The sequence below is a fragment of the Comamonadaceae bacterium M7527 genome (assembly GCA_021044545.1).
Lineage (GTDB): Bacteria > Pseudomonadota > Gammaproteobacteria > Burkholderiales > Burkholderiaceae_C > RS62.
Genome location: CP087990.1, coordinates 1,694,420 through 1,709,337 on the forward strand (window position 1 = coordinate 1,694,420; position 14,918 = coordinate 1,709,337).

Annotated in this window: 7 protein-coding genes and 1 pseudogene; 2 read left to right on the top strand and 6 right to left on the bottom strand. The window is 59.3% G+C overall.

The annotated features are described in order from the left end of the window. Positions 1-44: 44 nt before the first annotated feature. Positions 45-3,662 (bottom strand): indolepyruvate ferredoxin oxidoreductase family protein, encoded by a 3,618-nt coding sequence (locus LN050_08235; protein ID UFS57367.1) that lies wholly within the window; start codon positions 3,660-3,662, stop codon positions 45-47. A 199-nt stretch (positions 3,663-3,861) separates the two neighbouring features. Between LN050_08235 and LN050_08240 the strand changes: the two genes are divergently transcribed. Next, positions 3,862-4,350, top strand: coding sequence for an Lrp/AsnC family transcriptional regulator (locus LN050_08240; protein UFS55778.1), 489 nt, complete (start codon positions 3,862-3,864; stop codon positions 4,348-4,350). A 37-nt stretch (positions 4,351-4,387) separates the two neighbouring features. Here the strand turns inward: LN050_08240 and LN050_08245 are convergent, their stop codons facing one another. The 3 genes from LN050_08245 to LN050_08255 form a co-directional block, all read right to left on the bottom strand. Then, positions 4,388-5,692, bottom strand: a complete 1,305-nt coding sequence (locus LN050_08245) for an MltA domain-containing protein (GenBank protein ID UFS55779.1) — start codon at positions 5,690-5,692, stop codon at positions 4,388-4,390. Positions 5,693-5,824: 132 nt separating this feature from the next. Next, the gene (locus LN050_08250; GenBank protein ID UFS57368.1) at positions 5,825-8,410 is read right to left on the bottom strand and encodes a hypothetical protein; all 2,586 of its coding nucleotides are present in this window, start codon (positions 8,408-8,410) and stop codon (positions 5,825-5,827) included. A 71-nt stretch (positions 8,411-8,481) separates the two neighbouring features. Continuing rightward, complete coding sequence (locus LN050_08255) at positions 8,482-10,218, bottom strand: hypothetical protein (protein ID UFS55780.1); 1,737 nt, start codon at positions 10,216-10,218, stop codon at positions 8,482-8,484. A gap of 11 nt (positions 10,219-10,229) precedes the next feature. Between LN050_08255 and glnE the strand changes: the two are divergent. Continuing rightward, positions 10,230-12,975: pseudogene (gene glnE, locus LN050_08260) on the top strand (bifunctional [glutamate--ammonia ligase]-adenylyl-L-tyrosine phosphorylase/[glutamate--ammonia-ligase] adenylyltransferase). Positions 12,976-13,009: 34 nt separating this feature from the next. Here the strand turns inward: glnE and LN050_08265 are convergent. Together LN050_08265 and LN050_08270 are read right to left on the bottom strand one after the other, a co-directional pair. Next, complete coding sequence (locus tag LN050_08265) at positions 13,010-13,855, bottom strand: ferritin-like domain-containing protein (GenBank protein UFS55781.1); 846 nt, start codon at positions 13,853-13,855, stop codon at positions 13,010-13,012. Positions 13,856-13,953: 98 nt separating this feature from the next. Then, complete coding sequence (locus tag LN050_08270) at positions 13,954-14,889, bottom strand: MerR family transcriptional regulator (GenBank protein ID UFS55782.1); 936 nt, start codon at positions 14,887-14,889, stop codon at positions 13,954-13,956. Positions 14,890-14,918: the final 29 nt, after the last annotated feature.

A 14,918-nucleotide genomic window follows, 5' to 3' on the forward strand; every position in this document is an offset into this window, starting at 1 on the left:
AAAGCCTTGAAAAAATCCCTAAAACATGGCGGCACACAGCAGTCTTATCTTGCTGGTGGACACCCGGCCAAGTCTTGCTCAACCGGCTGTGTCTGCCACGCTGCCCATAGCGCCTGCCAACGCGCGCGCGCCGCAGCCATGTGTTTGGCCCGCACATGACCAAAGCCTTTGATGGGTTCCACCACATTGGCCAGCTCGATAGCCTGGCCCAGCGTACCGGGCGTAAGATCTTTGGCCAAAGCCAACACCAGTTGCTGGTAGTCGTCACGCAACGCGCGCTCGGCACGCCGCTCTTGGGTGTAGCCAAAAAGGTCAAATGGCGTGGCGCGCAGACGCTTAAAGCGCGACAACACAGCAAAAGCGCTCATCACCCAAGGCCCAAACGTGCTTTTGGTGAGCTCGCCTTTGGCGTTGCGCTTGGCCAGCAGCGGTGGCGCGAGGTGAAAGTTCAGCGTCACATTTGCGCCAAACTCGTTGGTAATGCGCTTCTTAAACGCGGGGTCAGCGTGCAGCCTGGCCACTTCGTACTCGTCTTTGATAGCCATCATGCGATACAACTGTTTGACCACGGTGTGGGTAAGCGGCAAGCTGCTGCGGCTCTTGTCAACACCTGACAAAGCCGATTCGGCCGCGCGCACTTGCTCGACCACGTCCACATAACGCTGCGCATACGCTTTGTTTTGGTAGGCGGTGAGTAGCTGCACGCGCAAGTCAATCGTGTCTTGCAGTGCAGGTGTGCGGTGCAAGGCGACAACCGCTTTGGGCGCCATCAGCGCTTGCACACCTGCCCAGTCTGCGGCGCAACGCCTGCCCCACGCAAATGCAGCTTGGTTGTCTTTGACGGCTACGCCATTTAGCTCCATGGCACGCAGGATAGACTCGCTGCGCAGCGGCACCCACCCCAATTGCCAGGCAAATCCCAGCACCAGTGGGTTGACGAAAATGCTATTGCCTAGCAACTGGACAGCCACTTGCTCGGCATCAAAGCTTTGCAAGTCACCAGCGCTTACGCAGGCGGCCAGTTGCGCCACACACTCCTCGCTGGGGTTGTGCCACTGTGTGTTGTTCACAAAGGCCGCTGTTGGCGCGCTGTGCGCATTGAGCGCCACGTGCGTGCGCCCCGGCTTGATGCGCATCATGGTCTCTTTGCCAGCGGTCACTATGGGGTCACAGCCCAAAATGGCGTCGGCTGCAGCCATGTCAATGCGCGTGGTGTGAATGTCGCTTTGCCTGGCCGCAATGATGATGTGGCTCCAGGTGGCGCCGCCTTTTTGGGCCAGACCAGCCGCGTCTTGCGTGACCACGCCCTTGCCTTCCATGTGCGCAGCCATGCCCAGCAGCTGACCAATGGTGATCACGCCGGTGCCGCCCACACCCGCCACCAGCAAACCCCAGGGGTGCATGGTGCTGGGCAGTGCGGGCTCTGGCAGCACGGTGCCGTCCCAAGGACTGGGCCGCGTGGCAGCCACTTTGGGCGCGGCAGCTTGGGCAGCAGCTGCACCCTTGACGCTCACAAAACTCGGGCAAAAGCCGTTGGCACAGCTTTGGTCTTTGTTGCAAGAGTTTTGGTTGATGGTGCGCTTGCGCCCAAGTGGCGTTTCGAGCGGCTCTACGGACAAGCAGTTGCTTTTGACACCGCAGTCGCCACAGCCCTCACACACGGCCTCATTAATCACCAAGCGCACATCGGGGTCCACCATGGTGCCGCGCTTGCGGCGACGGCGCTTTTCAGTGGCGCAGGTTTGGTCATAAATGATGACTGTGGTGCCCGCCAACTCTCTGAACGCCAGTTGCACGCGCTCTAGCTCGTCGCGGTGTTCAACGACAACGCCGCTGGGCAGCGCAGCACCTTGGTATTTGTCGGGCTCATCGGTCACCACCACCAATTTGGTTGCACCCTCGGCTTTCAAACTGTGCGCTATTTGCAACACGCTATGACCCTCTGGGCGCTCACCCACTTGCTGGCCGCCCGTCATGGCCACGGCGTCGTTGTACAACAGCTTGTAGGTGATGTTCACGCCTGCGGCAATGCTTTGGCGAATCGCCAACAGGCCGCTGTGGAAGTAGGTGCCGTCGCCCAAATTGGCAAACACGTGCTTTTCGGTGGAAAAGGCAGACTGGCCCACCCAAGGCACGCCTTCGCCGCCCATTTGGGTAAAGCCAATGGTGTTTCTGTCCATCCACACCGTCATAAAGTGGCAGCCAATACCAGCCATGGCGCGCGAGCCGTCTGGCACGCGGGTAGAGGTGTTGTGCGGGCAACCCGAGCAAAACCAAGGCATGCGGTCAGCCAATGCGCCTTTGCTGGTGAGCTCAAGCATGGCGCGCTCTTTGGCGTCAAGCACGGCCAAGTGGCTGTCCATGCGCGCACGCACATTGTCTGGCAACGCCATGTGGCGCAAGCGCCTAGCAATGGCCCGGGCCACGATGGACGGGTTGAGGTCGGCGTTGGCACGCAGCAATGTGTTGGCGCTGGGGTTGGCCTGCGACCACTCACCACCCGTGGTGCTGCCGTCGGCCTCGTCGAACTTGCCCAACACAGTGGGGCGCACATCAGAGCGCCAGTTGTACAACTCTTCTTTGAGCTGGTATTCAATCACTTGGCGCTTTTCTTCCACTACCAAAATCTCACGCAAGCCAGTGGCAAACTCACGCGTGGTTTGCGCCTCTAGTGGCCATACCACCGCCACTTTGTGCACGCGTATACCCAGCTCGCGGCACATCGCGTCGTCCAGCCCCAAGTCTGATAGTGCCTGGCGCGTGTCGTTGTAGGCCTTGCCACTGGCAATGATGCCAAAACGGTCATTGGGCCCCTCAATCACGTTGTGGTTGAGCTTGTTGGCCCTGATGTAAGCCAGCGCCGCGTACCACTTGGTGTCAAACAAGCGGGCCTCTTGCTCCAATGCGTTGTCAGGCCAGCGAATGTGCACGCCACCGGCGGGCATCTCAAAGTCTGGCAACACGATGTTTAAGCGCTGCGTATCGATGGTGACGGTGGCGCTGGACTCTACGATTTCTTGAATCGTCTTCATGCCCGCCCACACGCCGGCAAAGCGGCTCATGGCAATGGCGTGCAGGCCAAGGTCTAGTATGTCTTGCACAGACGCTGGGAAAAACACCGGCAGGCCACAAGCCTTAAAAATATGGTCACTTTGGTGCGCCGCCGTGGAGCTTTTGGCCACGTGGTCGTCACCCGCAACAGCCAACACGCCACCAAGCGGTGTGGTGCCAGCCATATTGGCGTGCTTGAACACATCGGCGCAACGGTCAACGCCAGGGCCTTTGCCATACCAAATGCCAAACACACCGTCAAAGCGCTGCGTGCGTGCTGGCGCAAAGCCCAATTGCTGCGTACCCCACAAGGCAGTAGCCGCCAACTCCTCGTTGACGCCAGGCTGAAACACAATGTTGTTGGCCGCCAAATGCGCCTTGGCCTTGAACAAGGACTGGTCATAGGTGCCCAGCGGTGAGCCACGGTAGCCGCTGATGAAGCCTGCCGTGTTGTACCCCTGCTGCGCGTCGCGCGCACGCTGCAGCATGGGCAACTTGACCAACGCTTGCACACCACTCATGAAGGCGCGCCCGCTGTCTAGTGCGTACTTGTCGTCCAAACTCACTTCAGCAAGTGCGCGGCGAATGTGCTCTGGCATGGGGGCATTCATGGTCTTGTCTCCTTCTGGCAAAGCCTGCGGTATGCCGTGTTGCTGGGGTTTGTGCATTTATCTGTTTTTTTGACGCAGCAGCTGGTCGCAAACGCGTCAAACCACAATGCACAGTGTAAAAACTTGCGTGTGATAAGTGCTTGCGTTTGATGCTTTCAAGACGCTATATTGCGCAATAATCTTGCTCAAAAAGTGGTTTATGGAAACATTAGACAAATTTGACATTGCCATACTGCAAGAACTGCAGTCTGACGGGCGCCTAAGCAACGCAGAACTGGCCACACGGGTGGGTCTCAGTGCCGCGCCCTGCTGGCGGCGTGTGCGCGCGCTAGAAGAGGCCGGTTTTATTACAGGCTACTGTGCACGCATCAACCGCCAACTGGTGGGCCTGGGTGTATTGGCTTTTGTTCGCTTAGACGCTGACCGCAACAACGGCTTTGTAGCCAAAGAGCTAGAAGCCGCTATTACCCAAGTGCCGCAAATTGTGTCTTGCCACTACATCAGTGGCACAGGCACCTTTGAGCTGCAAGTCGTCACTACAGACCTCAATGCCTTTGCCACACTGGCACGCGACGTGTTGCTCAACCTGCCGCATGTCAAAGACTTGCAAACCAGTTTTTCATTGGGCGAGGTGAAAACCTCAGACGCACTGCCGCTTGGGCATTTGCCCGTAAAAGGCAAGCGGTAAAAAAATCACAAGCGAGCGCTGTAACAGCTTGTCGCCCCTACAAGCCCCTAGGCCACAGCACCCACAACTCCAGTGGCTGCTTCAAGCCACCGGCTAAAACGGCAGCGTCTTCGCCCCAGCCCGCAAAAAAGTCAGCGCGAACCGCACCAATGATTGCGCCGCCTGTATCCTGCGCCACGACCAAACGCGCACTGTTAAAGGTTGGGCCCCGCGTGACCATCCACACCGGCGTGCCGTAAGCAATGCTGCGCCTGTCTACAGCGATAGAGCGCATGGGTGTGAGTGGCACGCCTTGCGCGCCGCGCGGGCCGGCTTGGGCGTCCATGCCGTTTAAGTCTTCTTCTTGAAAAAACACGGTACGCGGATTGGTCCACAGCACGCGTTGAACGTCATCAGGGTTGGCAGCGGCCCACGCTTTGATGGCTGGCCAAGACGGGCTGGTGATGGCACGTGTATCTAACAGCACGCGAGCCACGCTGGCGTACGTGTGACCGTTGTGCGCGGCAAAAGCCAAGCGCGCCACTTGTACGCGACCATCGGGCTCGGTAATTTCCACACGTCCAGAACCTTGTATTTGCACAATCAAGGCATCAATAGGGTCAGCCACCCAGGCAATCTCTTTGCCGCGCAATGCGTTCAGCGCCGCCGGATCAGTTTCCATCTCTTTGCGTGAATACCATGTTTGGCCAAGCCGCAAGCTGTCGGGCTTGGTATAAAGCGGCGTTTGGTGCGTGTCTGTGCGCAACCTTGAGGCCTTCATCATGGGCTCGTAATAGCCTGTTAGCAAACCACTGGCGCCGCCACGCAAGTCTGTGACCTTATAAGGCTGCCACTGCTGCATCAACCAGGCAATGCGCTGCTCTGAGCTGCCAATGCTGAGCTGACGTGCAGCATCGCAGTGTGGCTTGATCGCCGCTGGCGCGCCCTCACAGTTACGCAAAAGCGCTGCCCAGGCACGCTCCAGATCGTCGCTACCCCATGCTGGCACATCACGCCACCTGACGGGCTGCCACTGGCTGCTGCTTTGGCGCTTGGCAGCAGGTAGCGGCTGCCTGTCGTCCCATGCAAACCATGGCAACACGGCAGGGTCTACCGGCAAGTCGCGAAAGTCCTGGTAGCTCACGGGCTCAGGTGCGCTGACCTGGCTTGTAACTGGTGGCGGTGGCGTTTGTGGGGACATTACCGCTGGACCTGTGGCGCAGCCAGAGAGCGTTCCTACAATGAGGGCTACAGCCCACCACGTGCGGGCGCTTGAGGTGAAACCGGTTGCTGACATGAGTTTATTGTTGCTTGAGGCGCTTGGCGCGTTATTGATATTTGTGTTCATCGTATGGTGGACCATGTTTAGCGGGCGCAAAGGTGGCGAACCCATTGACCATGACAGCGAGTCAGGTGAATCAACGCCAGCGTCTTCAAACACACCACCAATCACAAAAAAGACCGACTGAGCGCTGCCGTAACGGACACGATTGGCTCACTGGCCAGCTGCTGGCTTTTCGACCTCAGGTTGAGTGGATACGGTAGCAGCGCCAGCGCCTGGCTGCTTGACAGCCTGCGCTGCGGGCTCAGGAACATCAACGGTTTGCACAGGCGCTTTGCCATCTCGCGGCGTTAGCTTAACCTCTTGTACTTGTGGGTCTAGCCAACTACCAGTGACCTGAAACGCCTTGGTATTGGCCGTATTGATAGCGTCGCCAAAGACACGCTCCAGGAAGTAAGTCGCTACGCCGACAACAGGATTGGCAGACGCGGCAAGAAGCGACAAGGTGCCTGCATCGACCTTGGGCACCACCACCACTTGCAACGCTTGCGTCTCGTCCACCATGGAAGCTTGTCCCTCCATCAACACCGTGGCATTGACGCCTGCCATTTGCAAGTTGTTGGTTTGCACCAAGCCGTTCGTGATGCGCGCGTTGCCCGTGACGCTATCAAATGCAAAGCCTTCTAAAAATACGTCTCTGAAGTCAAGCAACAGCCGTCTAGGTAACGACTGCAAACTGAGCACACCAATGAGCCTGGCAATGCCGGGGTCTGCTTTTAAGAACTGACCGCTGGCCACGCTAAGGTCTAAGCCGCCGTTCAGTGTGGTGGTGTCAAAGTTGGTGGGGGCACCCAGCCAAGCCACCTGGCCTTTGACCGTGCCCGCAGAGCCCCGCACCACACCAGGCATGCCAAAACGTGACAACAACTCGCCACTATCGCGCAGCTCTAACTCGAAGTCTAGAAACGTACGCCGCTTATTGGCGTCAAATTCGGCGGTGTCGTCGGGTAGCACAGGTGCCCATTGGCCGTTGGCGCGTAAGCTGGCTTCGGGCACGTCTAACCACAAACGGTTCAGTCGCCACTCGTTGGCGCGCTGGCCAGGTACGCGTGCCACCACACGGTTAAAAGCTTGCAACTCCAGGCGTCCTAAGTCGCGCCCGTCTAAATTCAAGGACTGCACCACCACGTCTAAGGCAGGCATGGCACGCGGCTGCTCGGCCAGCATTTGCACAATATCTTGGGTTTCTTGCTTGGCCAAATGCAGCATGGCCAGGCGCGCGTACAGGTTACCGGCGCCACCGTCTTGGGCGTCAGACTCACGGTATTGCAAGTAGCCATTGAGCTCGTCCGCACGCACGTTGGCGCGCCACAAAGGCCCGACCCGCGCGCCGCCCAAGACCACGTTGTTAAAGCTGCGCCCCTGCGTCGTCAACGACAAGGCCTGAGCCACCATGGTCGTGGGTAAGTAGGCGCGCAACAGCTCCGCAGATGCTTTATCGGGCAGCGCCATCGACATCTTGGACACCGTTTCAGCGTCGTCTCGACCATCGCTCATGGTGCTCATGCCCGTTTGCCTACTGGTGGCTAACAGCACTTGCTGCCAGTCATCCACATTGAAGTTGGCCAAACGTATATCTGCCAGCACGCCCTGGTCTGGCAGGCCAAGGCCAGCAACATCAAATTGCCCCAAGCCCAATGCGCCACGAATCATGGACGGCGCCGTTGTGCGAGACACTGGCATCAGCGCCTGCGCGAATTCACGCACATAGTGGGCGTGCACCACGGGTGCGCCACTGGGGCCAACGCTCAGCACAATGTCTTGGGCACTGGCCATGCCGGGTGCGCGCTGGGCGGCAGGTAGCGGTGTTACCGACACAGCAAGCGGCCAGGTTTGCCCGCTGGCTTTGTTCAAAGGCTGCGGCAAATCCAAACGCAGATTGGTCAGTGGCGCACGCAACTGCCAAGCTAAGCCATCAGTCGTGCTGCGCGCGGACGCTTCAAAGGCCGTGCTGCCGCTGGCGCGCTGCGCCAACATCGCCGCCGTACCCAGCGATGGCGTTTGCGCCACCGCGTTGGCATTGAGCCTGCCATTGACGTTGATGACCAACTCACCCGCTGAGTCCGCAACGCCAGACGACCAGCGCAGGTCTGCATTCAGCGGGCTGCCCAACCACTGTGCGCGCACTTGGTCAACGGTCACGCTGTTGTTGTCAAAGCGCACGCGGGCATTGGCGTTTTGCAGCGCAGGCACGCCGGGCCACAAGGTCAAGCTTGTGTCTTGCAAGCCCACTTCGCCACGCACACGCAGGTCATTGGGGTTGGCCAAAGGCGTCTCAATAGTGAGGGCTAGCGTGGCGTCGCCTTGGCCGCGCCAGTCTTGCATCAAACCGTCACTCCAACGCGCCACTGGCGTGGCGCTGAGTTGTGCCAGCCAAGTGGGTAGGGGCCCGCTGGCTTGCGCCTCCACCAACAATTGGCCGTTGTTGCCCATGTCTCGCAGCTGCACCCGCGCTTGGCTCACCACCACCTGCGGCGCATCGCGCAAGCGCCCGGTCACGTTGCTGATGTCTATGTTGTTGCCACTCATGGCAAATTGCCCAGACATGTTGCCCACTGCCGGCCAAGTCTGCTCGGGGCCCCAGCCGCCTGCGTAGTCCAAATCAACGCCGCTGGCCTGCGCCGTCACGCCAAAGCGCTGTGCGCCCCCGCTCCACAACGCGTCGTCTAGGTGGCTGTCTATGTGCACCTTGACTTGGCTTAGCGTGCCTGCACTCAAGCGGCTTTGCACAAACGACATGGCGTCTGCGTCCATAGAGCGCGGCAAGTAACGCGCCAATTTATTAACAGCCAACAGGTTCACGCCAGCGTCTAGGCGCAAGTAGCCCGCCGCATTGGTGCTGACTTGCCCAGGGTCTTGGGCCCACACGCCAGACGCACTGACCTGCCCGTCTGGTGTGGTGATTTGTACGTTGTCAAAAGCAACCCGCCACAGCTGCTGCCAGTCATTGGCCGTCCAAGCCGCCGGCGCGTCTTGCGTCGCCAACACGTGGCCTGGTGCAGACCACACCACGTTGGCCTGCAAACTGGGCAAAGCCACCGTGGGTGCTTGCCACACGCCAGGCAGCGTGAGCTGGCCTCGGGTGACAGACACCTGCGCGCTACCACCCTCAGCACTGCCACGCCACTGCACACCCACGCCCTGTGCGCCAGGTCGTGCCAGGTCTTTGTCGCCCGCATTGCGCGCAGCTGCCCCGGCGCCCAGCCCAACTCGGTGGCACTGCCACTGGTGTGCCACTGCCGAGGCTTGTCTAGGCTGCCTTGCCAATCTAGTTGCAACTCATTGATATAGCCAGTGGGCCGCCAAGCGCCCAGCTCAGAGCGCAGCGCTGCAGGCAGTGGCAAGCTATCGGACAGCTGGCGCAGCACATCTAAGTTGATGTTCGCCAGCCGCACGGCGCTTTGGTCTGTATTGCGAGCCGGCCAGGCCACGTCTAGCTGTGCGCCATCCCAGCGCACACCTTGCTGGGTTTCAAAGGCCATGTCATCTAGGCTGATGGCCCACTGACGCCCATCCGGTGACGTTGCATTGACGGCGCTTGCGGCCATCTGCTGGCGCAAGTCGAGTCGCGCTTGCAAGCGCTTGAACAGCATGGGCTTTAACGCTGACTTGTCAGGCATCCATGCAGCGGCTACGTCGGTTAGCACCACATCGCTGGTAAAGGCTTTTAAGGTGGCACCGCGCTCAAAGTCTAACCAGCCGCGCCAAGCCGCTTGTGCAGCATCCAGCCGAATCTTGTCTGCCACGCTGGGCGCAAACCGCTGAACGACCGCATGCAAGGCCGCCGCATCCAACTGCGGCCATTGGCCGTAGGCCACGCCTTGCCACTGACGCCAATCACTGCCATGCATGCTAAATAGTGGTGAATCAAACTGGGCTTGCACCGACAAGCGCTGCCCCACATGCGCTGGCGGTGTGAGGTCTATGCGCATGGCATGGCTGCGCACGCCGCTGCGCAAGGCGACGTCTACGTTTTGAACCACCCAACGCTCAGAAGGGCCTACGCCGTCCATGTCGTCTTGCAGGCTGATGCGCGCGTCGCGCACCAACAACTCCGGCTGGTCAAACAGCCAATCTTGCCAAGCTGGTACTTGCGCAAAGGTGCCCGCGGCCAGCGCAATGGGGCCAATGTGCCAGCTGCCATCTGGATGGCGTTGTACCTGCACGCTGGGACTGGTGACTTGCACTTGGTCAAACTCTAGACGCCACAAGCCGCGCATGCTCAAACTGGCCTGAATAGCCGGAATAAACACCGCAGCGTCCACTCCCTCTGCGCCCACTTGCACGTCGCGCACTTCAAAGTGCGACGTCCATTGGCTGGCCTTGGCGCTCAGCACACCAATACGCACAGGTGCGCCCAGCGTCTCGCTCAGCTGTTGCTCTACGTCTGTGCGCCAAAGTTCAATTCGCGGCACAATGACCGCGTGTATCAGCAAATAGGCGCTGGCCACCACTGTCCAAGCTGCAAGCAAGGCAATCAGCAGCCACTTCAGCACCGCGCGCACAAGGCGTGGCTGAGATGTTTGGGCTGGGGTGGCGGCTTGCATGGATTCAAATTATGACCGCCACTTCGGGCGTCCCACAGACAGACACATTAAATACGCTTGGCAACTTGGCCAACCACTCACGTTTTGTGCAGCGCATACGCAGGCGCTATGAGGGCCAACTCGCCATGCTGCGGCCCGGCGCACCAGATAAAGTGGCCATGCAAAGCTGCTTGGACCAATTGCTGACCACAGGGCTTGATCTGGGCCAAGCCCTGCGCGTACTGCGCCAACTGGTGGTAGAGCGCTTGGTGGTGCTGGACTGTGAGCAACAAGCGCCATTAGACGTGGTGACCCACGGCGTTACCGCGCTGGCCGAGTTTGCGCTAGACCACGCGATCACCCAAGCCAGCAAGGAACTTAGCGAGCGACACGGCAACCCGATAGCGGTGAGCCCGGATGCCCGCAACGGCCAAGCCGCCAACATGTGGGTGATCGGCATGGGCAAACTGGGTGCGCGCGAGCTCAATGTGTCCAGCGACATTGACTTGATTTACGTATACGACTGCGACGGTGAAACCACCGGTAACGAGCGCGGTCTGCAGCGCATCAGCAACCACGAATTTTTTGGCAAAGTGGTTAAGCGTATGTACCAGCTGGTGGGTGAAACCACCGAGCACGGCTTTGTGTTCAGGGGGACTTGGCGCTGCGGCCCAACGGCAGCGTGGGTCCAGCCGCATTGTCTATCGATGCGCTGGAAGAATATTTCTTGATACAAGGACGCGAATGGGAGCGTTTTGCATGGCTTAAAAGCCGCGTGGTGGCACCCAGCGCCCTTGTTGCCAATGGCTCAGCCCAAGCCTTGCGCGGTACGGTACTGCCCTTTGTGTTTAGGCGCTACCTCGATTACAGCGTGTTTGATGCCTTGCGCAAACTGCACAGGCAAATCAGAGAACATGCGGCCAAGCGCGCCAGCGGGCACCCTGAACGCGCCAATGACGTCAAACTGTCGCGGGGCGGCATACGTGAGGTGGAGTTCACCGTACAGCTGCTGCAAGTGGTGCGCGGCGGCCAGTTTCCGGAGTTGCGCAAAAGGCCCACGCTGAGCGCACTCAAGCGACTAACGGCGGCTGGCTTGATGGCGCCTGAAAAAGCCGACATGCTGGCTGCAGCCTACGTGTTTTTGCGCCGGGTGGAAACCGTATCCAGTACCTGGACGACCAGCAAACCCACCAACTGCCCACACAAGACGCCGACCTGGCCTGGATGGCCGCCAGCCTTGGCTTTCAAAATACCTGTGCTTTTTTGCATGCGCTGGACAGCCACCGCGAGGTGGTGGCGCAAGAGTTTGATATCTTGTTGGGCGGCAAGAGTGAATGCACCAACTGCAAAAAAACAGTGCACGACGCTGACGACCTGGAGTCGGCTATTGAAGAGCTGGAAGGCGCGTTTAAAGCCCGTATTGCTCAGTGGCAAACCCACCCGCGCGTGCTAGCCCTGCGCGAAGACACGCGCACACGTCTGGCACGTTTGGTGCAGCGCACAGGCGCCTGGCTGGAAGCCGAACGCACCACCGAAATTGGCGCGCTGCGTTTGGCCGACTGGATGGAGCCCATGCTGCGCCGTGACAGCTATTTGGCGCTGCTGCAAGAGCGCCCAGCCGTACACGAACGCTTGCTGCGCTTGTTGGGCGCGGCCAAATGGCCTGCGCGCTACCTGATACAACACCCGGGCGTAATGGATGAGCTGGCCAACCCGGCGCTGCTCGACGAGCGCTTTGACCCCGTGCAGTTTGAAGCCGAGCTTGAGGCCAGGCGGTTTGCCCTGCAAACAACAGGCGAAGACGACGACGAGGAGCTGCTCAACCTGCTGCGCCGCGCCCATCACAGCGAGGTGTTTAGAACGCTGGCGCGCGACGTTGAAGGCAAGCTCAGCGTGGAATTGGTAGCTGACGATTTGAGTGCATTGGCAGACGCCGTGTTGCGCATCACCACACGTTGGTGCTGGCAGCGCTTGAAAGGCACACACCGCGAAGAGCCTGCACTGGCCATCATTGCCTATGGCAAATTGGGTGGCAAAGAGCTAGGCTATGGCAGTGACTTGGACATCGTATTTGTGTTTGACGACGACCACGATGCCGCGCCGGAAATGTACGCCGCCCTGGTGCGCAAGCTCATCAACTGGCTCACCGTCAAAACCGCCGAAGGCGACTTGTTTGAAATTGACACGGCGTTGCGCCCCAACGGCAACTCTGGCCTGCTGGTAACGCGCTTTGCCGCCTTTGCCGACTACCAGGAGCGTCGGGGCAGCAACACCGCGTGGACCTGGGAACACCAGGCCATTACGCGAGCACGCTGCGCCATGGGCAGCCCTGAGCTGGCAGCCAAGTTTGAGGCTGTGCGCCACTCGGTGATGGTGTCGCCGCGTGATGAGGGGGACTTACTGGTAGAGATCACCACCATGCGCGAGAAAGTGCGAGAGGCCCACCGCGTGGCCAGCGACATGTTTGACCTCAAACACAGCCCCGGTGGCATGGTGGACGTGGAGTTTGTCATGCAGTATCTGCTACTGGCCAAAGCCCATGCTCATGCACAGCTGCTGCCCAACCTGGGCAATATCAAGCTGCTGCGCATTGCCAAAGAGTGCGACTTGATACCCGAAGCCATCAGCGACGCCGCCGCTGACGCTTACCGTGCCATGCGCCACATGCAGCACAAGGCACGCTTAGACGAGGCGCCTACGCAAGTCACACCGGTTGAGGTGGCTCACCACCGCGAGGCGGTGCTGGACTTGTGGCGCTACGTGATGCAAGCGCATTAACGGAAGGAGGCACACAAGCCCGCGTGTTGCGCTGTCAGGTGGCCACAGTAGCGGGTGCCAACAACAGCTCTTTGCGAAAGCGGTTGAGCTCTTGCACAGACTTGAAGCTGCGCTCCATGAGCAAACTCATGTTGTGCAAAATGCGCTCCACCACCTTGGTCTCCCAAGCGGCGTCAAAGTTGATTTGCTTGTCCAACCAGTGCTCCAGCCACTCAGGGTTGGGCAGGCGGCTTTGCACGGTGTCACGCGGAAACAAGGTTTGGTTAACGTGCAAATTGGTAGGGTGCAAAGCCTGAGCTGTGCGCCTGGCGCTGGCCATCAGCACGCCTACTTTGGCAAACGACAAACGCGCCTCGTTACCAAATGTGTTGATAGCGCGCTTCATGTAGCGCAAGTAAGCACCGCCGTGACGCGCCTCGTCTTTGCTCAGCGTGCTGTAGATGTGCTTGATCACCGGCTCGTCATGCCATTCGGACGCGCGGCGGTACCAGTGGTTGAGACGAATTTCGCCGCAAAAGTGCAACATCAAGGTCTCTAGTGGCGGCGCGGGGTCAAAGTCAAAGCGCACTTCATGCAACTCTTGCTCTGTGGGCGCCACGTCAGGGCGGAAGCGGCGCAAGTACTCCATCAGGACCAGTGAGTGCTTTTGCTCCTCAAAAAACCAAATCGACATAAACGCTGAAAAATCAGAGTCGTCACGGTTGTCACGCAAAAACATCTCTGTGGCAGGCAAGGCCGCCCATTCGGTGATGGCATTCATCTTGATGGTTTGCGCCTGCTCATCTGTCAGCGCGTTGCCGTCAAATTGGTCCCATGGAATATCTTTATCCATGTCCCAACGAACAGCCTCTAGCTGCTTAAACAGTTCTGGGTAGAGCATGCGGTCTCCTCAAATACGTTTGTGCCACCAACTATAAAAACGTATTTTAGGCAAAGCAGGCATTGGTGGCGCGGCCACCAGCAATGCCCCTGCGGCGCTCACGGCTGCGCGCGTACAGCTTGCCGGGCAGCGCGCCACTGCGTGATGGCACTGAGCAAGTCGCGCGCACTGCCAAACACTGTGGCAGCTTTACCGCCACTGACCAAGCGCAAGGTGGCCGTACTGCCACCCGCCCAAATGGCGATGTGACCAGGCAATTGCTCGCGCAGCTGGGTGATAGCGGCATGCGCTTCTTTAGGCGATGAGTGGCTGCTAAAGCTCAGCGCCACGATGTCTGCGTGCATGATGCGCGCAGCAGCGGCCAAATCAGGCACAGGCGTTTTGGGGCCCAGGGAAATGCGGTCACAGCCCATTTGGGCGAACATGCACTCGGCCATCAGCAAGCCCAGCGCGTGTGGTTCATTGTTGAGCGTGGTGAGCAGCACTTTGGGGCGCCCACCAGCGCCTTGCAACGGCAACTGCGCCATGCCTTGCAGCAACACGCTTTGCACCACCGCAGTAAACAAGTGCTCTTCGTAAATGGCCAGCTCACCGCGCATCCAGCGCTCGCCCACACGTGCAGCCATGGGCGAAATAATGTCTTCAATGGCCTGCGACAAACCCATTGTTTGTACGTGCACCATTAAACTGTCGTGCAACCGCTTGCGCGCGTGTTGGAACAACAGCTCTAACAAGGGGTCTATGGCGGCGTTGACGGTTACCACATCAGCGACCGCTGTTTGTGCTTTGCTTTGCACCAACTCGTTAAGATCATCCAGTGGCTTTGACACCACCTGGCCCGCCCGCATACCCGCGTCCAAAAGTCGCTTGATTAACCGCAAACGTGCCAATTGCTCATCGTCATAGCTGCGTTCATCGCCGTCGCCACGCTGAGGCACGGGAAAGCCGTAACGGCGCTCCCAAACGCGCAGCGTGTCTTTTTGTATGCCGGTGTCCAGGGCGACTTCGGCAATAGTGTGTAAAGCATTGGTCATGTTGTCTAGGACAAAGTATGCCACCAATT

Excerpts from the sequence above, each read along its gene's own strand:
- LN050_08235 (UFS57367.1), bottom strand. The coding sequence starts at position 3,662 with ATGAATGCCCCCATGCCAGAGCACATTCGCCGCGCACTTGCTGAAGTG.
- LN050_08240 (UFS55778.1), top strand. The coding sequence starts at position 3,862 with ATGGAAACATTAGACAAATTTGACATTGCCATACTGCAAGAACTGCAG.
- LN050_08245 (UFS55779.1), bottom strand. The coding sequence starts at position 5,692 with ATGGTCCACCATACGATGAACACAAATATCAATAACGCGCCAAGCGCC.
- LN050_08250 (UFS57368.1), bottom strand. The coding sequence starts at position 8,410 with ATGTCGTTTGTGCAAAGCCGCTTGAGTGCAGGCACGCTAAGCCAAGTC.
- LN050_08255 (UFS55780.1), bottom strand. The coding sequence starts at position 10,218 with ATGCAAGCCGCCACCCCAGCCCAAACATCTCAGCCACGCCTTGTGCGC.
- LN050_08265 (UFS55781.1), bottom strand. The coding sequence starts at position 13,855 with ATGCTCTACCCAGAACTGTTTAAGCAGCTAGAGGCTGTTCGTTGGGAC.
- LN050_08270 (UFS55782.1), bottom strand. The coding sequence starts at position 14,889 with ATGACCAATGCTTTACACACTATTGCCGAAGTCGCCCTGGACACCGGC.